We start from the raw sequence: 20,330 nt of genomic DNA on the forward strand, positions 1-20,330 counted from the left end.
ATTACTCCGGGTAAATAGATGTAATTTCAAGGCTCCATTGCCCTGTACCGAAATAGATCGGTTTAGTTTGTTGAACTTCCAGAACCTGGAAGGGTAAGACGGTCGTTATTTCTCCACCGTAAAGCGCGCTGCCGATAACAGGAATAGCGCTTTGGTTAATTATCCAGACAATTAACGCTTCCAGCTTTGAGCGCACGTTCTTATACTCATGAATAAGATCGACCAGGTTATTAAACAGATTTTCATCCATGCCCTGGTTAATTAGCTCAATTTCAACCTTAAAAAAATAAGCCTTACCACCATACTCAAACCATTCGGAAATCGTGCCGGGTAAGGATAATATTTCCAGTACGCGGCGAACGGCCCAGGGAGTTCCTTTATATTTATGCAGTTCAATCGCCTGCTTAATTAATTCTCGTTTCTCCTGCTCATTGGCGGCAAATAGCCAGCCCTCCAGCCCCTGAACATGAAACTGTTCGGCCAACGAGGGCAGTGCCGAGACATCAACGATATCCACCAGATAGACCAGCAACGCCGTCAGGTCGATTTGCGCAAAGCGTTCGGCGGCGATATTTGCCAGAATTGAGAAACGTTCGTCGCTGGCCAGCGGCGGCGGCAGAAGCAGTTTATCCATCGCTGACTCCGGCAATCGTCACGTCAATGTCCGTGCATTCCGCCCATTCGTGCGCCTGTAGTACCTTTTTCGCGGGCATATCCAGCGCGATGTCGTAAACGCCATCCACTTGTAGCACTTTGATTATCTGGTTTGGCACAATGTCCTGGCCTAGCCGGGTCTGGCGCGAGCGCGTCCATGTATTAATCGCTTCACGCGCGGCGGCAAGCGTCGTCTCCTGATCGGCGGTGGTAAACAGCGTCAACCGGGCGCGGATCTGATAAGGTACGCGCGGAGAACATTTAGCGCTCACCTTATCGGTTAGCGGGCGCTTTTTCTCTTTGCTCACCTCCCGTTCGATCTGGGCAAGAAGCTCCGGCCCCGGCAGTCCGTTCAGGGTCAGCGGATAGAGTTCCACGCAGCCTTCCGCCAGCCCTTCATCCGGCCCCAGCACCGCCACGTCGATAATCGACTGGCTGACCGAGAGCGTATGGAAGCGATAGGCGCCATAGCTGCCCGCGTTGCTGAAACTTTCCGGCGCTAGCTGGACGCGTTTACGTAGCGCGTCGTCGTTCTCTTCGCCGCAGCCGCCACTTGAGGCCGTCAGATTGGTGACGCTGAGATCGTAATTGCCTACCCGATCCACCAGCGCGCTGATTTGCGCAGGTTGCCAGTTATTGCCGGATTCACCGGTCGCTACACAGGTTGCAGTTACCGCAACGCTCAGGCTGCCCGCAGGCAACACAACATCTTCGTCGGTGGCGAACATCACGCTATCCGACGCGCTGGCGCGAGTCCCTTGTGGAATCACCAGGTTACTTTTAGCCGCTTGAGTAACAGAAAACTGTAGCGTGGTTTTCGCCGCCTGAGCGGGTAGACGATGAACGCCAACCAGCTCGCCTAAATAATCCAGCATGGGCGCACGGGAATACGCGACCAGGTTTTGCTTCGCCGCCTCCTGGATGGCGATGCGGACAAGGTTTTCACGATAAGCAAACAGGTCAATGAGCAGCCGCTCAGCCTGTGCCGGGTAGAGTTTTTTACCGCTGGCTTCTTCATATTGCGCAATCATCTCGCTGGTGATTTGCGCGGGATCGCGGTCAATAAAGTCGGGTTCGGCTATCGCCATAACACCTCCGTTGAGTTGATTACGCCGTCTGCGGCGCGCCATTGCACGCGTAACGTCAGGTGTTCGCCGTCAATCGTCGGCGTCACCTTCAGCAACCGGCAGCGGGGTTCCCACATGCGAATCGCTTCCACCGATTCGCGAACAACGTGCGGAATGGCCCGCTCGATCGGGTAATCGATATAGCGCCACAGATTGCTGCCAAAAAGCGGCCTGTGGGGATCGCTGCCGCGCGGCGTGCGCAGAATGATGTGTATTGCCTGATGAATATCATCCAGCCCGCAGACGTATTCTTCAGGACGTTGCAAGGCAGGTTGCCAGTGCAGGGGCGAGGGTCGTGTTTTCGTGTTCATGAGGCTATTTTCGCCTTCCGGCGGGGGGAGAGATATTAAAGCGCTTTAAGGAAATAATTGATGGCGGGGTCAGAATGTGTTTTGCCCGGCGGCGCTTCTGCGCTTACCGGGCCTGTGTTGATACACATTTTGTTAAATGGCGAAGATCGCGTTTTACGTAAAGTTAAAATGAAATTGCTGTAATTTCACCTTTGTCTACAGAAGCGTAGTACCAGAATTCATCATTGATTTCTGCGTGCTTCATTTTTTCAACTGGAATCGTTTTCTGCCGTCCATTAACCGAGAGTGTGATCGAACCCGTTAGCTGCTCCCGGCTGATAATAGCGAAATCCCCGCGGGTGTTGCTATAAGCCGTCGTTTCATTGGAAAGGCTGTGCTTCGCTCCATTAGCGATTACAGAATAATCAAAATTGACTTTCTTTTTGAAAATAGCTTGTACATGATAATACTCGCCGTAAACAGCAGGATCATGGAATAAACCAAAATGACCACCGCTATTTTGCAACTTGACGAAATAATAGTCAGGGATGATAAACTTCTGTTTACCTGCCGCTATTTCTTTAGTAATGATTTTTTGTCTTACGATTTCCTGTCCGGCCGTTTTTTTATAACCGTTAAGCATCAATGAATAGGACCAAAGGAATACGATACCACAGAGAACAGTCACGGCAGTTACGCCGACGACTCCAGCCTTAACGCCGCTTTTCAACAGGGCGTAAGCGATGAAGGAGATAGCTAAAAGGAAAAACATAAACGTACCGTTCATAACCCGATCGGGGTAGGATGGCGACGCGAACATAATTAAGGAAGTGCTAATACCTATACATACGACTAACGCAGCGCAGATAAGGGACGTTTTATCAATTTTGGCGCGAATCTGCTTATTGAATATGACCAGTAAGACCAGCAATAACAAAACAACATAAGCTATCCAGATCAGCGCCAGATGGTTATGAACGCGTTCTGTTAAGTGAATGAAAATACGTTCAAAAATCGGCCTTCCATACCAGAATTCTTTGCCGCTGGCGCGGATGAAATTGCCCGGAGAAAGTATCAATACGCATGAACCTGCGATTGCACAGAGACTATAAACTATCTTATTGCGCGAAACAGATTTGTTTTGCCATAACTCGTATGCAATGGCCAGAACAGAAATAAGCGAGACGAAAGGTGAGACGCTTTCATTGGAACAGCCTGCCATAAAACTTAGTAATGCAACCCACGGGCTGATCGCTTTACTGTTTTTTATTGTTATGGTGTAAAAGAAGAACAGCCATGCAACAACGAACAGATTCGTCCACAAATAATTCGCAGCACCAACGATCCAGAAAGTGGTTTGACCCAAATTCGGGTTCGAAATCCAGTAAGTGAAGAATATTAGTGGGAATAATAAGTAGTCGGATTTATTCCAGCGTAATGTACCTGAGGGTGTCTTCACAATGAAATAACAAAATACCAGTGTCGAAACGGCAGCGCTGATGGAATACACGAGTTGAGAACGTGTATACAGGATGAGTGCGCTGGTGTAATCAGCTATAATCCTGCCACTCCATGTCATATAATGATGAAAATGTGATTCCGGCGAAATTCCTAAAAGGTAATAGCGGTAATCATCAGAGTGAATGGGGGTATACCATTCAATAAGAAAAATGGCCAAAAAAGCCAGTAGTATCATCGCCGTTTTCGGTAATATCTTGAGCATAGTAATCATTATTCCATCATTGTTTTTTTGTTTTTCACGATATAGCGAGGCCTTTGCTTTACCTCCGTGTAAACGCGTCCGATATATTCACCCATGATGCCTATGCCGATAAGCTGGATGCCGCCTAAGAAGAGAATCGCGGTCATAAGCGAAGGATAACCAGGAACAGGGTTTCCCCACATCAATTTATCAATGATCATCCACATGGCATATATCAGGGAGAGGGCAGAAACGCTCACTCCTATATACGTCCAGATACGCAAAGGGAAAGTAGAAAAACTTGTAATCCCCTCCAGCGCCAGGTTCCAGAGTTTCCAGCCATTAAATTTTGAGCTACCTGCGACACGTTCAGCACGGGCATATTCGACAACATCTGTTTGACCTCCAACCCATGAAAGTATACCTTTCATGAAAAGGTTACGTTCTGGTAATAGCTTGATATTTTCTACAATCTCGCGCGACATCAATCGAAAATCACCGACATTCTCTTCAATCTTTGGCGTACTGATTTTGTTATGCAGCCTGTAGAACCACTCAGCGCTTTTACGCTTCAGGTGGCCATCCGTTGAACGATCGATACGCTTAGCCAGCACCATTTCTGCACCAGCCTGCCATTTATTGATCAAATGTGGGATTACTTCGATGGGATCTTGTAAATCAACATCGATAGGGATCACCACATCTCCGGTCGCGTGATCTAATCCGGCAAAAAGTGCAGGTTCTTTACCAAAATTGCGGGTAAATGAGATCGGAACAACAAGAGGATCGGCAACAGCTAATGCGCTGATGATTGATTCAGTCGCATCGTGACTCCCATCATTAACGAAGATAATCTCAACGTCATAAGGTTTAAGTGAACTGTATTCTCTGACCGTTTTATAGAAAATAGGGATCGCGTCCTCTTCATTAAAGACGGGAACCACTAATGAAATTTTCATTTCTCATTCCTGAAAACAATGAATCTGGAATATAAAAATCCGCAAATAAGGCTAATTGCGGAAAATACAATGAGCGTAAAAATGGGAGGCATAGCACACTTGTCGCCTGTCCATCCCACGACGGCGCTCAGCACGCCCATAAAACCGACGTACAGCAAATAACGTCCGGTTGATACGCTGGCTCCAAAGGTAAACCGGGCGTTAGCGAAAAAACTAAAACTGACAGCGACAGCAAAGCCCGTTACGTTTGCCAAAGCCTGACTTGTTTGAAATCCATAGACGCAAAGGGCAAAGATAGCCCAGTGCAAAGCAGTATTAAGTACGCCTATCGAAACGTACTTTATAAATAATTTTATCATTATAGCAATCAAGAAGTTGTAATTCAGCGAAGTCTACCAGACAAAACTGAGAGGATCATTCCTGAACAGCAGATTTTATGTAAACAGGGCGAAGTTAAAGTAAAAAATAGCGTTAGTTTTCCAATATACATATATGCAATATTTGCAGCGCAAAGTGATTACATTTTCATCGGAAATAGCGCGCGAAAAGGGACTAATCACGTTGCGCTGAAAATAAATATCCTCCAGCAATTTGCCCGGTGGCGCTTTTGCGCTTACCGGGCCTGTGTTTATGCACCTTTTGCAGGCTGGATAAGGCGAAGCCACCATCCAGCAGCAATTTGCAGGTTAGTGAGAGTGGTGGTTGGAGTTGCCGCCGCTGTCCATCACTGAACCGCTGGCGTTAACATTGCCGAGAACATTCACGTTGCCCGTGATAACCGCGCTGTTTCCGACGCCGCCGCTGCCTGCCATACCGCCAAGCCAGGTGAGTTTTTTCATCACGGTAACGTCGCCGGTAAAGGTGCTGAGCGGCGCATCGACGGTGACATTCAGCGCTTTAATGCCCGTATGGGGCGCTTCCACGTTGACATCTACCGCCTTGACGCCCACGGAGGTGGCCGCCACGTCTACGGTTTCTGATATCACCGTGACGTGCTGCGCCCTGACCTCTACTTGCGGTGAAGTAAGCTGCGTACGTTCCTTCACTTCAATGACGATTTTTTCTATGCCGCCGTTGACGGTGAGCTGGTGTAACGCACGGTCATATTCAAAGGCCGCGCCGTCGGAAAACTGCACGTAGCGCTTGTCGCGCGAGGCCAGCGGCGCGGTATCCACGCTGGAGTAAACCGCGCCCAGCACCACCCCATCCTCGCCGTTGTCGTCGAGCAGCACTTCGACCTGTTCGCCAATATCCGGCAACCAGTAATCTTTGTTGTCCTGCGTGTTGCGTTGCAGCACCGCAAGCCAGTTACTGCGCAGGTTATCGCACTCCGGCAGAGTGACTCTGACGCGCACGACCGCCTCATCAATATCGCTGATAATGCCCGTCTGGCGGGTAACGCCTTTCATATTGTCTCCTTACTGGCTGGTTGCCGGTCCGCGTGAAATGTCGATTTCGGTAGTGTAGCCGCCGCTGCGCGTGAGTTTGTGCATGGATTTATCAATCAGCCACTGCCCGGAAAGTACGCCAAAATCGCTCAGTTCTATCTTGTTGCCCGCCGTCAACTGCGGGCAGCCCATCAGGGTGAGCGTGCCGGTTTGCTGGTATTCGTTGTGGCTGTCCAGCGCGGCATTGGCTTTAGCCTGCGCCGCGCCGGTATCCGGAGCGCGACTGTTAATCTTCAGGGTATCGGCGCTGGTCGCCGCACCGCGCGCCGGGGCTTTTTCCTGGCTATCATGGGTGTAGATAACCAGTTCTTTTTGCTTGCTATTTTGATGTTGCACGGTGGCGTTTTTGTAGATCCGGTTGATGGTATCTTTGAACGTGTAGTGCGAAATATCCGTCCGCCTGAGCGTCTTCACCGGCGCCAGACAGCGTAGCGTCGGCAGATGCGAAAAGATCAGCTCCGTCGCCGTCACTTTCACGGTATAGCCATATTCACTCGCCAGCCGTTTGAGAAACGCCACGTCGGTTTCGGCATATTGCGTGACCCGATCAATCGTCAGCGGCGCAATCTTGCCCGCCAGCGTTAAACCGTGTTTTTGCGCGATGCGACTGGCGATGGCGGAAAGCGTCGTCTCCTCAAAGCCCTGGCTGTTTTTGGTGCGTAGCGCTTTGCTGACCGAGGTAGCGATACCGTCGATATTGACCGTCGAAGGCGGCGCGCTGATATCAATTTTATCAATGATATAGGTTCCGCAATCGAGCAGATCTTCGCCCTGGTAGCCCAGGCGCAGCGCCAGCGTGTCGCCTTTTCCCGGATACCATTCGTTTACCCAGCGCCCGGCGCTATCTTCCAGCGCAATGGCAATGACATCCGACTCGTTTTTAATGCTGTCGCTGTAACTGATGCTGGTGACATAAGGCGCGATGTCGTAAGTGATCTCTTTATGTCCGTACCAAAGGGTAAAAATGGGCGTCAGGGTGGCGAACACCCCGCCGGATACCGTTATCTCAGCCATGGCGGTAGCTCCGGGGTCGTTTGCGTGACGCTGATAACCGGGATGACCAGCCGCACGCCTGATGGCAAAACCGGCATAATAGCGACGTGCGGATTGGCCGCGATGATGCGTTCGTAGGCCAGCGCATCGCCGTAATAGCGCCAGGCGAGATTATCCCAGCGTTCGCCGTCGGTGGTGACATGTTCAAGGTAGCGCATTACAGACTCCTCGTAATATCGGCGGCGGCAAGCTGGCTCACGTCAGGGGCGCTTGTTTGCAGCGTGCCGCGCGCCTGATTGACCAGCGTCGCGGCGCTGTCGTAAGTCGCTTCCGCGACGCTGCTGGTGATAGTGTCAAACAGCGATTCGGCGTGTTCGATAAGCGTGCCGGCATCGCCCGCGCATTCGCGGATCCCCGGCAGGCTGTCGATCAGTTCCTGCATTTTTGCCGCCAGCGCTTTCGGCAGCCCGGCCAGCGTTTGCAAATCCAGCGGCTGCTGGAACAGCGCGTCTATCGCGCTAATGGTTTTTTTCAGCGAATCGACAATATCGCCGCATTTTTCTTTCAGCGCTTTGGCTTCCTTCACCAGCTCTTTCGCCTGGGCGATCGTTTTTTTGATGTCATCAATGGCGTCGGCCACCTCATCCATCATCTCTTTGGCTTCACGCATACCGTCTTCAACGGCGCTCAGCAGTTCATCGAACCAGAAATCGCTAACGTCGGGAAGCTCATCCAACATCTCATCAATGTTCGGTTCCTGGGTGGTGATGGCCGGAGGCAGTAGCGGGCTCTTCGGATCGCCGGTGTACTCCTGTAGCGACAGACTGCCGCCCTGGGCAATGACGTTACCGTAAGGATCGGTGTGTTGGTGGGTAGCGGTCAGATCGGTAATCACGAACCAGCCGCGATAATCGCCGTTACCGAACACCAGCGCCATCGCCTGGTGCGCGGTCATCGCTTCCCGCAGACGGTTCAGCTCGGTGGTCGGCTGGCAATACTGACTATGAAAGTTGAATTTCAGGGTGATTTTGTCCAGCTTATCGCCGATAAATTGCACGCCCGGTTTCCCTTCAATACGGGCATGGCTGGTATAATCCACGCCCATCGTGCTTTCAAATTCGTCCCAGTAAGCGACGACGTCAAATTCTATTTCGCCTAATACGGCATACATTATGCGTACTCCCGGCGCCGTTGTTGCGCCATGACATCGTTAATCATTCTCTCCAGCTCGCGTTTGCTCAGCGACAGCACGTTGTTGATATCTTTGGCGGCATTCGCGCCGCTTCCCTGCACGGTAACCTGCGGGGAAAAGTGTACCTGCACGTTGCTTTGCGCGCGGGAGGGCAGCGTATAAGGTTTCCCGCCGGATTTGCCGGGAAGCGCGGCTGGCGTCGGCGGCGTGGCGGCGCTTTTCGTCTTCACAGGCTGCGGCGAGGCCATCGTTTTGGCCGTGGACGCCAGCGGCGTTGTCACCGCTTTCGCTCCCGATGCCAGCCGCGCGCTGGCCTGTTGCGCGACCATTGTTCCGGCAATACCGGGGACGGCGGCGGCGACAGACGGCATTTCAGTGCTGATGCCCAGCGCGCTTTTCGCCCAATCGGGGATCAGCGCTTTTATCTTCTCAATCGCTCCGTTCAGGAAAGGAAGCGCGTTCAGAATGCCGTTGATCAGGCTATCCAGAATATTGCCGCCAAATTCGCTGAAGCTGGCGGGGAGTTCAATGCCAAACCAGTCCAGTACGCTGGCGAAGGCGTGGTAAAACAGCCCCAGCGGCGACCAGTCGAGAATCAAACGCGTGACGCCGGCAATGCCTCCGTCAAAGGCGGTTTTGATGCGCTCCCAGACTCCGGCAAAGAAACCGGAAATCGGTTCCCAGTAGCGATAAAGTAAATAGGCGGCGCCTGCGATAGCGGTGATAGTCAGGCCGACAGGGTTCATCAGCAGCGCCCGACCCAGCCAGATAAACGTCTGGCCGACCAGCCGTAGCCCTTTTATCAGGCCGTTTCCCAGCAGCATCGTCAGGCTTTTCGCACCGTTGCCAAACGATTTCAGAACCGACAGCGCGCGACTGCCGCCGCCCAGCGCCAGACCGGCTTTGACCTTCAGGAAGATATCGATCAGGCGAATAAACGGTGACGCAATGAGGTTTGCTCCCAGCCTGAGAATATTCAGCGCCCCGTTGAACAGCCAGATAACGCCAACGACTTTAGCGACCCCTTGCACCAGCGCCGGGTTTTCCCGCAGCCAGGCGCTGAACTGCCGCACCAGCGGCGTGATGCTTTGCGCCAGTTCGCCAATGGCGGGCATCAGCGCCAGGCCGACGGTCAGCCACAGATCGTTAAGTGAAAGTTGTAACGCTTTGGTCTGTTCTCCGGGCGATGTCATTTTCGCGGCGAAGTCATCATCGATAAAATGTTGCCCCGCTGCCTGCATTGCGGAGGCTTTTAGCTGGCGATATTCGTCCATATTCGCCAGCATCGGGGCGAGAAAATCCCGTGTTTGCGCATCGCCGAACATCGCGCCAAGGTTAAATTTCTCCGTCATGGCCTGTAGCGCGTCGCCGCGCGCGGAAAGATCCTCAATCTTCATGGTTTGCCTGAAGGTGTCGAGGATCTGCGGGTTCATTTTCTCCAGTTGCATCTGCACGATGTGGGCCATCGCTTCCGTCACACCGATCCCGTTTTGCTGATGCTCCAGCAGCGATCCCTGAAGATCCACGCCCTGACGGGCAAACCAACTGTCCGTCTCTTTCGAGAAGGCGGATTTCAGGAAATGGTCGAAATTCGCTGCCGCCACGCTTGCGTCAGGGGCGTTTTTCATGGCGATTTGCATCGTTGCGGTCAGTTCCGCAATGCCTTCTTTCCCCTGAGCGCCGGTTTTTCCGGCAAAGGCGTTAATCCACTGAGTTTGTTCTGCAACGGAGCCGCCGCCGCTTTTTGCCACGCTGTACAGCATACTTTGCGCAAAACGGAAGTCGTCAGGGGCGATGTTCAGTTTGTCGCGAGTGGCCAGAGCCGCCTGCGCCCAGCTTTGCGCGCTGTCGCGGGAGGCGGTCGCGGCTTTGGCGATATCGGGCATGTAGCGGCTAAGATCCTGCAATGCGCTGACGCCGCCTTCGATCATCGTGGCGGCGGCGCTTTGCAGATCTTTTTGATCCTGATTGAAATCAAGGCTCCAGTCGCGGAGATTCAGGCTCAGAGCGTCCCGCGCGGTGTTATCCATACCGCCTTTCGCCGCCATATCGACCATGTTGCCCTGAAATTCGTAAGGCAGCTTCCAGTCGGGAGTCTCAACGTTCAGGAGCTTGCCGAGCTGTCCGGCGAACGTTTGTGTTTTTTCCAGCAACCCGGCGCGCTGTTTATCGTTCTCTTCCCGGCGAAGGGCGGAGTTAGCGAGCTGTTGCGTAAGCCGGGTGATTTTTGTTTGCTCAAAGCTGAGCGTGTGCAGCGTGCTGGCGTTGAGTGAGCCGTAACGGGCTATTGCCTGCGTCAACGTCTCATTACGCGCCTGAAGCTGAGTAATAATGTCGTTGGCCAAAATAGTGTCTCGTATAAGTTGCCCGGTAACAGGCTGCTTGCCGGAAAAAGGACAGGGAAGGAGTGAACCGGGCTTGGGTCAGGAAACCCGCAGGCATTAAGTCTGCGAGTCGTATTCGTGTTTAATTTGCGCGCTGGCTTCGTCCAGCCAGCAGGTAAAATCGTCAACCGACAGCGCGTCAATTTCACTGGGCGGAAAGCGAAACCACCTCGCCAGCAGCGCCATTGCCTGCCACAACTGCTGTGGGTTCTGTAGCCATGCTAAGCATGGCCTGAAATCGTTTCTGCAATGCCTGATAGTCCAGCAGATCCATTTCCGCCAGATCTTCGGCTACCAGCCCGGTCATAGCCGCCATCAGCGGCTCATCCCACTCTTCCGGTTTATCGCTGGCGCGTCGCGCGGCGCGCATATCTTTTACCTTCAGGCGACGTAATTGCAAAACGTCGATACGTTCCCCGGCGGCGGAGGTAAACGGGAATTGCAGGGTATATTTTTCGTTCATGGTGTAGTCCTTATTCGTCGTGTTAAATTCGGGGCCGTAGCCCCGAAGTAATTAACCGCCAATATTATTGCGGTAGGCATTTAATTGATCCGCGCCATTTACGCGGAAAATATTCGCCAGATAATCCAGTTCAAGAAGCGTTTCACCGTCAACCACCTGTTTAATATAAGTGCAGCCGAAGGCGCTGCTAAATTCCGGGTTTTCATTCTGTTTAAACGTTCCCAGCGGGTTCTTTTTAAACATTACGGTCATATGCGTCACCAGCGCTAACTGATCCGCTTTACCCTGCGAGTTATAACAATCGATGCTGGAGCGGCACTGCAATGCCACCGCCTGCCACGGGTTTGCCGTTTTACGCATGACGTCGTGGTAAAATGAGTTCCATTTAATTTCACCTTCCAGTTTGTCAAAACCGGCAGGCAGTTCAATTTTACCGACCATCCCCAGCGCTTTATGCTCCTGCATAATTATACTGATATCAGGCAGTTTAATTTCACTCGCGCGACCTAAAAGATTATTACCATCGAGATAAATATTGGCGTTGGTAATACGGTTAATTTGAATTTTTCCAGCCATTAGCGATTGCTCTCCAGAGAAACTAAATATTCAGAGGTAATTTCGGTTTCAAACGTCAGACGTTCCAGCGGCGGCGGCGGGGTGAATTTGTAGCTCAGCAACAGATGCCCGGCGGCCAGTTCAGTCTGTTCGTTACGCGCCGGGTCGTACCAGCATTCAAAACCCAACAGCGCGCCGTCGGCAATCAGCTTGCGGCCCCAGGTGTTCACCGATTCGGTTAGCGCGTCGATCAGCGCCTGATTAATCGGCATATCCATATACTGCTGGCTGAAATAGCGAATGGATTCGTTAATCACATCACCAGTACGGCGCACGTTCTCAAAGTTACACATATGAGTAACCGTCGGCCAGGCGGCGGTACGGTTGCCCCACAGGCGCAAACCGGAGCCATAGCTGTTGAAGATGGTGGTGATGCCGTTTTCATTCAGTTGATTCACCTCGCTTTGCGGATCGTCGATCATCGCTGACAGCGAGCGCTCTACGCCGGTAATGCCCTGAATTTCCTGATTGGAGTTGCTCCACCAGAAGCCTTTTTCCAGATCCACTTTGGCACGCAGGCCAGCGGCGCGGGAGGAGAGCGGCTCCAGGACTTCGCTGTCCGTCGCGCTGTCGTACACTTTAACGTGCGGATAGCACAGACGCGCGCGATCGGAACTGGTATTGAAGTTAATCGCCCCCTGCGGGCTGCGCCCTGCCAGAACCTGCTGGAAAGTCGTGCCGATGGGCGCATCAAGGTAGGTAATGGCTCCCAGCGCTTCTGCCTGAGCGATAAGCTTAACGGCGACCGAGTTTTGCGTACAAAAGACCGGCGCAATCAGGATCTTTGCGTAAAAACCAAACTGGTTCCAGGTGTCCTGTAACAGCTTCATGCCGGTACGGTCACCCGCGGTGTTTACCGCGCCAACAATATCGGCGGCAGTCACTTTGGTGGGGTCCGCGTAAGTATAATTTACATAGGCCTGAACGCCGGGTTTCAGGTTGGTCCCCATGCAGGTGATTTTACCGGTCAGCATATCAATGGTGTAATCGGTGCCTTTGATATAAGCGTTTCCGGCGTTCGTGCTGCGGCCAATGTTCATCGTTTGCACGGCCCCGTGCTTGAGTTGAATCTGACCGTTGTCATCAACCTTCACGGTTTCACTGGGAATGGTACTTTTGTGTACCGCCGGATTCAGCACGTTAATCACCACGACCGTCCCCGCGCCGTGATCGTAGATCGCCTTCAGCGCCTGCGGGATGGTGAAATTTGCCAGGCCTGGGCCAAACTGCGCCGCGTCGCTTTCAGAAAGGCACAGCGTTGGCTGGTTAACCGGGCCGCATGGCGCGGTGCCGATCAGACCAATAACCGCAGATTTAACCGCCTTAACCGGACGTGGGCCGGTTTCGATCTCAATGGTCTCTACACCGTGCAGGTAATTAGCTGCCATGGACAATTTCCTCTTCATTAGTTTCTACTTCTTGCGTAACCACTGGCACCAGGTGACGGCGGGCAATCATGGTGATTACCCACTCGTTATCTTCCGGCAGCGAGATTTCGCTATTGGGCCACAGTAAGACTTCCTGACCGTCGGCGAGCGTGACGCCGCTTGCCGGGCCACTGTAGATATATTTCATTGAATTTCCTCATAATTAACGATTGTCAGCAGGGGGGAGTCCTTGCTTTCCTGTTCCGCGATAAACAGGGTGCTGGCGGTCATATCCAGGGCGTAACGGCAGAAGTTTGCGGCGTCGCCGATATATTTTTCGCTTTCCAGCCAGAGCGGACGATCACAGTCGGGAAGTTCAATGCCCCCCAACGAACGACGTAGACGATCCAGCGCGTTTATCGCGTCACTTATTTGCGGAACAATAACAGTGGCGGAAATCCGGATTAGTTGTTTTTGTACCGTGGCATCCGTATTTTCTGGTTCGGCAAAAACCGAACCGCAGTAGTGAATTAATACCGTTACCTGCTGTCCTGTTGGGATATATACTTTCGCATCGGTTGATGAAATATGTATATCCATATCAGGGTTTAATTCACGTAGTCTATTCGCCACGGTATGTATAACAGATAATGTTTCCATATACGGTTTTCCTTGATTTACCGGGAGAGATAATATTCTCTCTTCGTTATCGTTCAGACGTATTTTGATGTATCAGGCATCAGGCGTCTTTTAATCTCCTTTAGAGAAAAAAGTTAAAACAAATAAAAAATCCCCGTCGTTTATACGCCGGGGATTTGTTTAATGGTTACCTCGTTGAATCAGTTCTATTTTGCTATATAGCGCATCCAGTTTTGCTTCCAGAACGGCCTGGCCGCGAAGATAATCCTCGCGGCGGACATAATGCAGCGGTAAATCGGCGCGAAATTCCAGAAATTCTCTCTCCAGCCTGGACCAGCCCGCTTCTGATTCGCGCCGGGCAGCTTCCAGTGCTTCAAAACGTTCATTCAGCCGTTTTTCAATTTGCGCCAGCAGCAATTTACCGGCAGCAAACATTAATCCAACAAACGAAAGTAAGAGGGAGATGACTTCCCAAAAATCGATACTGAGTTTCATTACTCCCTCTGATTAATGAATGCAGCTAGCCTGCCCCCATTGCAAATAACGGGGAGCATATTGGTATAAAATCGCTTTGGGATAGTGACGATTCTCGCGCCAGTTTGCGGCGCTGCGCCCGGCGTTAACGCGTTCTACATGTTCAAACCAGATGGACGCATCTAACCCCTTTGCGGCGGCCAGCTTTTTATCTCTGTTAACCCATCCTTGCCCGCCGTTATAGGCGCTCAGAGTGAAAGCCATTCGCTGGCAGCTATTTTTTGCTGACACGCTTTTCCACAACTGGCGGTCATACTGTACCAGCGCGCGTATCGCCCAGGCGGGATTAAACGGCTTGTTCTCGCGAAGCGCTGGGTACAACTGGCTTACCCATTTTGCCGTTGCGGGCATAAATTGCGCCATACCCTGCGCGCCAGCCGGAGAAAGCGCGTCAGGCGCCCAGCCGGATTCCTGATGTAGTTGCCCGGCAAAATCCGCAACGGGGGCGTTAAGCCCCCAGATTTCGCGCGCGGTACGAATCACTTCGTTTCGCCATTGCAGAGAAGCGCGCGGCGGTTCGGCAGCGTCGGCAGACAAGAAAGTCATAGCGCAGACCAGGCATACGTATTGATAACGCATCGTTACAGCCCCAGCGCGACGGCAAGGCAAATTGCCGCAACGATGATCGCGCGACGAATCATCGCCGCGGCGCAGCACAGCGATTCTTCCCAGGGGCAAAAGGAGTCGGGACGCGCCCAGGGGAAAAGACTGCGGTCGAGCCAGTAACCCAGCACCGCTGATAACGAAACCAGGCTGAGTTTATAGATGACGACCGGAATTTGCGCTGATGATGTCCAGCCGATAAGCGCAAACAGTACGACAGAGGCAATCAGCCAGCCGGAAAGTCGGGGAACAATAATTTTTCGCATACTCTATCTCCTGATAATTGAGAGAGAAGTATCGCTTTTCCCCATAGCGGAAGAACGAAAAGGGCTTTAATAAATAACTTTAAAAAATGTTTAGCGCATGGTGTCAAATGCCAACAAATAAACGAATAAATAAAGCTTTCGGGGCCGGGGGGAGAGGCTGCCTGCGGAGAGTCAGTATGTGTCTGTGGCAGGCAATGATGGCGGTATTGCTGCGTCATAATAATCTTTGATTAAAATTATCTTATTGATTTTTAAAGTCAGTTTAAAAATTCACGCGATCGTGAGGAAAGCGATCTTTTTGATCGAACGCAGAAAAAAATGCAAAAAATTAACTGTATATACATACAGTATTGTGTAAAATGATGACATCAGTGAAGGCTTACTTCACCTATAAAATAAATACATATTATAAATTGAAAGCAATATATACATTCTTTTAATTTATAATTAAATGCCGTTGATAGTAAATATTTATATATATTTTGAATGTATTGATAGGTAGTTATTGCACCGTTTTTTACGCTTCCCTTTTTGGTGCCGTCACGGGGAGCATGGTGCTGGATATGGAGATAAAATATGATTCAGAAATCAAAAGAAATGGTTCGGCTTCCGGAGATTATTAACGATCTGGCGTTTCATGCGTCGCAGGTACTTATTGAAAGCATGAATATTGATAGCGCGTCAGCCGAAAATGCTGGTCAGGCAATTGCTGACAGAATGATGCGCAACTGGGGCGGGCAAAGCATTTATTTTCCCAAAGGTATCTCTGGTCGGGCTTCGGAACGGGATTATCAGATTTACAGCGAGTGCGATGGGCGTAATTATGCGGAGCTGGCCAAAAAGTACAATTTGACACTGCAGTGGATCTATAAAATCGTTAAGCGGGTCCACACGGAAAAACAGCACCAGCGGCGTATGCTGTAAGCGATATCGGGTATGGCGTATAGCGACAAGCGCTATACGCCGGGAGCTGCGACAGGCCGGATAAGGCGCTTGCGTCGCCATCCGGCAGCGTATTGCCTGATAGCGCTCACCCGCTGCCGTGTCAGGGCGATTATTCAAATAAGTTCTGATGTAGCTTTTGCACCACTTTCTCGGCATCGTCTCCCGGCACGAGGAAGCACAGATTGTGGCTGGAGGCGCCGTAACAAATCATGCGAATGTTGAACGGTTCCAGGACGCCAAACACTTCTTTACCAACACCGCAGGCTTTTGACAGGTTGTTGCCAATCAGCGCGACCAGCGCCAGTCCTTCTTCAACTTCGACCCGACACAGCGCGGAAAGCTCCATCAATAAGGATTGGGTCAGTAACGTATCGCCCGTGGAGGTGGAGCCGGTAGTATCCAGCGTCAGCGCGACGCTCACCTCCGAAGTGGTAATCAGATCTACCGAAATATTATGCCGCGCCAGAATGCCGAACACCTCTGCCAGGAAACCTCGTGAGTGCAGCATATTCAGGCTGTGCAGCGTCAATAGCGTTTGATTGCGGCGCAGCGCCAGCGCGCGGAACAGCGGCGGGTTTTGGGTTTTATTGCACACCAGCGTACCGCCCGCTTGCGGATCTTTACTGGAGCCAACGAAGACCGGGATATCGCTACGCACGGCCGGGAGTAAGGTGGCTGGATGCAGTACTTTTGCGCCGAAGGTTGCCATCTCCGCCGCTTCTTCAAAGTCGATTTCATCAATTCGCTGCGCGACGGGCACCACGCGCGGGTCGGTGGTGTAAATACCGGGCACATCTGTCCAGATATCAACCCGCGCGGCATGGAGCGCTTCAGCCAGCAACGCTGCCGTATAGTCGCTGCCGCCGCGGCCTAACGTCGTGGTGCGGCCTTTGCTTTCACTGCCGATAAAGCCCTGAGTAATGACCAACGTTTCGTTCAGGCGCGGGAGCAACTGCTGCGCGGCCAGTTCCGCAAGCGCTGCGACGTCCGGTTCCGCACGACCAAAGCGATCGCTGGTACGCATCACTTTGCGCACGTCGAACCAGTGGGCCTGTACGTCGCGTTCACGCAGGATCTCAACAAATAGCAGGGTAGACATCAGCTCGCCGTGGCTGACCAGTTCATCGGTCAGGGCTGCCGATGTCGCCAGCGATGCCGCCTCCGCCAGAATAGTGATGTTTTCCAGCAGGCGTTCAATCTCTTCGCGAATGACATTCGGATGACGCAGACGATCAAGGATATCGAACTGGATTTTACGGATGGCGTCGAGCGTAGCGAAACGTTCGCCGGGCTCCATCCCTTCGGCCAGCGCCACCAGCAGATTAGTGATGCCGGCAGACGCGGAAAGCACGACTAAACGAACATTGGCGTCGGAAAGTACGATATCCGCGCTACGGTTCATGGCGTCAAAATCAGCGACGCTGGTACCGCCAAATTTGGAAACAACGATCTCTGTCATATCAACCTCGTGTCAGGAAATGAAAAACGCGACCATGGCACAAGGGCAGAACAGAAACCGGTGCAGGCGCAAATGCAAGTAACGTATTTATAAATAAAAGTTGTGGCCTGGACTGTCAACGTTGGGATTATGCGGATTTTTTATGCTGAGTTTAGGCTCAGTAACAGCGCTTATAACCCCGATACCCATTTGCCGCCTTTCTGCACCTCGAATTATTTAGGGTATATACTTTTTATCCTCATTCGACAGTGCCTGGGGCAACGGCACTAAAACAATCACACTTTTCTGTGACTGGCGTTACAATCGATCCCAGTCACAATTCTCAAATCAGAAGAGTATTGCTAATGAAAAACATCAATCCAACGCAGACTTCTGCCTGGCAGGCGCTCCAGAAACACTACGATGAAATGAAAGACGTTACGATCGCTGAGCTTTTCGCGAACGATAGCGACCGTTTCGCTAAATTTTCCGCGACGTTTGACGATCTGATGCTGGTGGATTTCTCCAAAAACCGCATCACCGAAGAGACGCTGGCAAAATTACAGGATCTGGCGAAAGAGACCGATTTGGCCGGCGCGATTAAATCCATGTTCTCCGGCGAGAAGATCAACCGCACCGAAGACCGCGCCGTGCTGCACGTGGCGCTGCGTAACCGTAGCAATACGCCGATCATTGTGGACGGCAAAGATGTGATGCCGGAAGTGAACGCCGTGCTTGAGAAAATGAAAACTTTCTCGCAAGCGATTATCTCCGGTCAGTGGAAAGGCTACACCGGTAAGGCCATCACCGACGTGGTGAACATCGGTATCGGCGGTTCCGACCTCGGCCCGTTCATGGTGACCGAAGCGCTGCGTCCGTATAAAAACCATCTGAACATGCACTTCGTCTCTAACGTTGATGGCACCCACATCGCTGAAGTGCTGAAAAAAGTGAACCCGGAAACCACGCTGTTCCTGGTCGCTTCTAAAACTTTCACCACCCAGGAAACCATGACCAACGCCCACAGCGCGCGCGACTGGTTCCTGAAAAGTGCAGGCGATGAAAAACACGTGGCGAAACACTTTGCTGCGCTCTCCACCAACGCCAAAGCGGTCGGCGAATTTGGTATCGACACGGCCAATATGTTCGAGTTCTGGGACTGGGTCGGCGGTCGTTACTCGCTGTGGTCTGCCATCGGACTGTCCATTATTCTGTCCGTCGGTTTCGACAACTTTGTCGAGCTGCTTTCCGGCGCGCACGCGATGGACAAGCATTTCTCCACCACTCCGGCGGAGAAAAACCTACCCATTCTGCTGGCGTTGATTGGCATCTGGTACAACAATTTCTTCGGCGCGGAAACCGAAGCCATTCTGCCGTACGACCAGTATATGCACCGTTTCGCCGCCTACTTCCAGCAGGGTAACATGGAATCCAACGGTAAATACGTTGACCGTAACGGCAACGCCGTGGATTACCAGACAGGCCCAATTATCTGGGGCGAACCAGGCACCAACGGTCAGCACGCGTTTTATCAATTGATTCACCAGGGTACTAAAATGGTGCCGTGTGATTTTATCGCCCCGGCTATCACCCATAACCCGCTATCCGATCATCATCAGAAGCTGCTGTCTAACTTCTTCGCGCAGACCGAAGCGCTGGCGTTTGGTAAATCCCGCGAGGTGGTTGAGCAGGAATATCGCGATCAGGGTAAAGATCCGGCGCAGCTTGAACACGTTGTGCCATTCAAAGTGTTTGAAGGCAACCGCCCGACCAACTCTATCCTTCTGCGCGAAATTACGCCGTTCAGCCTGGGCGCGCTGATTGCGTTGTATGAGCATAAAATCTTTACGCAGGGCGTCATCCTGAACATCTTTACTTTCGACCAGTGGGGCGTTGAGTTGGGTAAACAGTTGGCTAACCGTATTCTGCCGGAGCTGGGCGATGATAAAGCTATTTCGTCCCATGATAGCTCTACCAACGGTCTGATTAACCGTTATAAAGCCTGGCGCGCCTGATGGCGCTGCGCTTATCCGGTCTACGTAATGCATAGCGTCTGTGGGCCGGATAAGGCGTTTCGCCGCCATCCGGCAAAAAGAGAATAAGATAATAAAAAGGCCGATATTCACATCGGCTTTTTTTATAAGATAATTCCGCTTGTCCGTCTTTATCCCCACAATTTTATATTGAGCTTAATCCTAAAATAAGCAATAACCAGAAAATCACTCTGCGTTATTTTCAGATTATACGGATGTGTTTGTGTTTTTATGTAATTATAACTTATTGATTTAATTTATTTATTAATTAAATAGAGGATGTGTTGTTTCTTTAAAGTTTAATTATCCTAAAACTTCGCTGTTATTTCTCCCGGACATAATTCGCCTGCTTTGGTTGTGTATACTCGGTAGCGCCCGAAATTCTTTTGGGTAAATCTCCATTCATTCAATGAAGGGAAATTATGATGAAAAAAGTACTGTATGGCATTTTTGCCATAACCGCGCTTGCGGCGACATCTGTCTCGGCAGCCCCCGTTCAGGTGGGTGAAGCGGCAGGGTCGGCAGCGACGTCGGTATCGGCGGGAAGTTCCTCCGCCACCAGCGTTAGCACCGTAAGTTCGGCGGTGGGCGTCGCGTTAGCGGCAACCGGCGGCGGCGATGGTTCTAATACCGGAACCACGACCACCACGACCACCAGTACCCAGTAGTATCGGTACG

At 51.7% G+C, this 20,330-nt stretch carries 24 protein-coding genes; 3 read left to right on the forward strand and 21 right to left on the reverse strand.

The genetic code is table 11. The features are described 5' to 3' along the window. Position 1 precedes the first annotated feature (1 nt). The 20 genes from NA986_RS20995 to NA986_RS21090 form a co-directional block, all read right to left on the reverse strand. Positions 2 to 634, reverse strand: a complete 633-nt coding sequence (locus tag NA986_RS20995; protein ID WP_023216243.1) for a phage tail protein I — start codon at positions 632 to 634, stop codon at positions 2 to 4. Beyond that, entirely contained in the window at positions 627 to 1,742 is a 1,116-nt protein-coding gene (locus tag NA986_RS21000; RefSeq protein WP_023216242.1) for a baseplate assembly protein, read from the reverse strand. The genes NA986_RS20995 and NA986_RS21000 overlap by 8 nt, the downstream gene beginning before the upstream one ends. Further along, the gene (locus NA986_RS21005) at positions 1,733 to 2,092 is read right to left on the reverse strand and encodes a GPW/gp25 family protein (protein ID WP_023216241.1); all 360 of its coding nucleotides are present in this window, start codon (positions 2,090 to 2,092) and stop codon (positions 1,733 to 1,735) included. Before NA986_RS21005 ends, NA986_RS21000 begins: the two co-directional genes overlap by 10 nt. A gap of 163 nt (positions 2,093 to 2,255) precedes the next feature. Continuing rightward, the gene (locus tag NA986_RS21010) at positions 2,256 to 3,803 is read right to left on the reverse strand and encodes a DUF6056 family protein (protein ID WP_031617801.1); all 1,548 of its coding nucleotides are present in this window, start codon (positions 3,801 to 3,803) and stop codon (positions 2,256 to 2,258) included. Next, positions 3,803 to 4,732, reverse strand: coding sequence for a glycosyltransferase family 2 protein (locus NA986_RS21015; protein ID WP_000703629.1), 930 nt, complete (start codon positions 4,730 to 4,732; stop codon positions 3,803 to 3,805). The genes NA986_RS21010 and NA986_RS21015 overlap by 1 nt, the downstream gene beginning before the upstream one ends. After that, a complete protein-coding gene (locus NA986_RS21020; protein ID WP_000593184.1) occupies positions 4,729 to 5,091 on the reverse strand; it encodes a GtrA family protein in 363 nt (120 codons plus the stop codon). Before NA986_RS21020 ends, NA986_RS21015 begins: the two co-directional genes overlap by 4 nt. A gap of 327 nt (positions 5,092 to 5,418) precedes the next feature. Further along, entirely contained in the window at positions 5,419 to 6,141 is a 723-nt protein-coding gene (locus NA986_RS21025) for a phage baseplate assembly protein V (protein WP_000679392.1), read from the reverse strand. A 9-nt stretch (positions 6,142 to 6,150) separates the two neighbouring features. After that, positions 6,151 to 7,194 carry a phage late control D family protein gene (locus NA986_RS21030; protein WP_070793932.1) on the reverse strand — a complete coding sequence of 348 codons (1,044 nt, stop codon included), beginning with the start codon at positions 7,192 to 7,194 and terminating at the stop codon, positions 6,151 to 6,153. Next, on the reverse strand, positions 7,182 to 7,391 hold the full coding sequence (locus NA986_RS21035) for a tail protein X (protein WP_001269717.1): 210 nt from the start codon (positions 7,389 to 7,391) through the stop codon (positions 7,182 to 7,184). Before NA986_RS21035 ends, NA986_RS21030 begins: the two co-directional genes overlap by 13 nt. Then, entirely contained in the window at positions 7,391 to 8,344 is a 954-nt protein-coding gene (locus NA986_RS21040) for a phage tail protein (protein WP_023216239.1), read from the reverse strand. The genes NA986_RS21035 and NA986_RS21040 overlap by 1 nt, the downstream gene beginning before the upstream one ends. After that, a complete protein-coding gene (locus NA986_RS21045; RefSeq protein ID WP_023216238.1) occupies positions 8,344 to 10,710 on the reverse strand; it encodes a phage tail tape measure protein in 2,367 nt (788 codons plus the stop codon). The genes NA986_RS21040 and NA986_RS21045 overlap by 1 nt, the downstream gene beginning before the upstream one ends. Positions 10,711 to 10,806: 96 nt before the next feature. Continuing rightward, on the reverse strand, positions 10,807 to 10,935 hold the full coding sequence (locus NA986_RS21050; protein ID WP_001651222.1) for a GpE family phage tail protein: 129 nt from the start codon (positions 10,933 to 10,935) through the stop codon (positions 10,807 to 10,809). Continuing rightward, positions 10,895 to 11,212, reverse strand: a complete 318-nt coding sequence (locus tag NA986_RS21055) for a phage tail assembly protein (RefSeq protein WP_001003638.1) — start codon at positions 11,210 to 11,212, stop codon at positions 10,895 to 10,897. Before NA986_RS21055 ends, NA986_RS21050 begins: the two co-directional genes overlap by 41 nt. Before the next feature lie 51 nt (positions 11,213 to 11,263). Further along, positions 11,264 to 11,788, reverse strand: coding sequence for a phage major tail tube protein (locus NA986_RS21060; protein WP_023216237.1), 525 nt, complete (start codon positions 11,786 to 11,788; stop codon positions 11,264 to 11,266). Continuing rightward, entirely contained in the window at positions 11,788 to 13,215 is a 1,428-nt protein-coding gene (locus NA986_RS21065; protein ID WP_023216236.1) for a phage tail sheath subtilisin-like domain-containing protein, read from the reverse strand. Before NA986_RS21065 ends, NA986_RS21060 begins: the two co-directional genes overlap by 1 nt. Continuing rightward, positions 13,205 to 13,402 carry a hypothetical protein gene (locus NA986_RS21070; RefSeq protein ID WP_000875314.1) on the reverse strand — a complete coding sequence of 66 codons (198 nt, stop codon included), beginning with the start codon at positions 13,400 to 13,402 and terminating at the stop codon, positions 13,205 to 13,207. Before NA986_RS21070 ends, NA986_RS21065 begins: the two co-directional genes overlap by 11 nt. After that, positions 13,399 to 13,854: a Gp37 family protein gene (locus NA986_RS21075; protein WP_000449433.1), complete on the reverse strand. Its 456-nt coding sequence runs from the start codon at positions 13,852 to 13,854 to the stop codon at positions 13,399 to 13,401. The genes NA986_RS21070 and NA986_RS21075 overlap by 4 nt, the downstream gene beginning before the upstream one ends. A gap of 159 nt (positions 13,855 to 14,013) precedes the next feature. Continuing rightward, positions 14,014 to 14,328: a membrane protein gene (locus NA986_RS21080; protein ID WP_000777266.1), complete on the reverse strand. Its 315-nt coding sequence runs from the start codon at positions 14,326 to 14,328 to the stop codon at positions 14,014 to 14,016. A 12-nt stretch (positions 14,329 to 14,340) separates the two neighbouring features. Continuing rightward, on the reverse strand, positions 14,341 to 14,946 hold the full coding sequence (locus NA986_RS21085) for a lytic transglycosylase domain-containing protein (RefSeq protein WP_023216235.1): 606 nt from the start codon (positions 14,944 to 14,946) through the stop codon (positions 14,341 to 14,343). Between the two features lie 2 nt (positions 14,947 to 14,948). Further along, positions 14,949 to 15,236 carry a putative holin gene (locus NA986_RS21090; protein ID WP_001226439.1) on the reverse strand — a complete coding sequence of 96 codons (288 nt, stop codon included), beginning with the start codon at positions 15,234 to 15,236 and terminating at the stop codon, positions 14,949 to 14,951. A gap of 576 nt (positions 15,237 to 15,812) precedes the next feature. Between NA986_RS21090 and NA986_RS21095 the strand changes: the two genes are divergently transcribed. Then, on the forward strand, positions 15,813 to 16,160 hold the full coding sequence (locus tag NA986_RS21095; protein WP_000615248.1) for a Mor transcription activator family protein: 348 nt from the start codon (positions 15,813 to 15,815) through the stop codon (positions 16,158 to 16,160). A 130-nt stretch (positions 16,161 to 16,290) separates the two neighbouring features. Here the strand turns inward: NA986_RS21095 and lysC are convergent, their stop codons facing one another. Further along, a complete protein-coding gene (gene lysC, locus NA986_RS21100; RefSeq protein ID WP_000136392.1) occupies positions 16,291 to 17,640 on the reverse strand; it encodes a lysine-sensitive aspartokinase 3 in 1,350 nt (449 codons plus the stop codon). A 344-nt stretch (positions 17,641 to 17,984) separates the two neighbouring features. Here lysC and pgi point away from each other — a divergent pair, with 344 nt between their 5' ends. Continuing rightward, the gene (gene pgi / locus NA986_RS21105) at positions 17,985 to 19,634 is read left to right on the forward strand and encodes a glucose-6-phosphate isomerase (protein WP_000790025.1); all 1,650 of its coding nucleotides are present in this window, start codon (positions 17,985 to 17,987) and stop codon (positions 19,632 to 19,634) included. A gap of 443 nt (positions 19,635 to 20,077) precedes the next feature. Next, the gene (yjbE, locus tag NA986_RS21110) at positions 20,078 to 20,320 is read left to right on the forward strand and encodes an exopolysaccharide production protein YjbE (RefSeq protein WP_001541297.1); all 243 of its coding nucleotides are present in this window, start codon (positions 20,078 to 20,080) and stop codon (positions 20,318 to 20,320) included. Positions 20,321 to 20,330 lie beyond the last annotated feature (10 nt).

Origin of the sequence: Salmonella sp. NW177, from assembly GCF_051811585.1 — a bacterium.
Classification (GTDB): domain Bacteria; phylum Pseudomonadota; class Gammaproteobacteria; order Enterobacterales; family Enterobacteriaceae; genus Salmonella; species Salmonella enterica.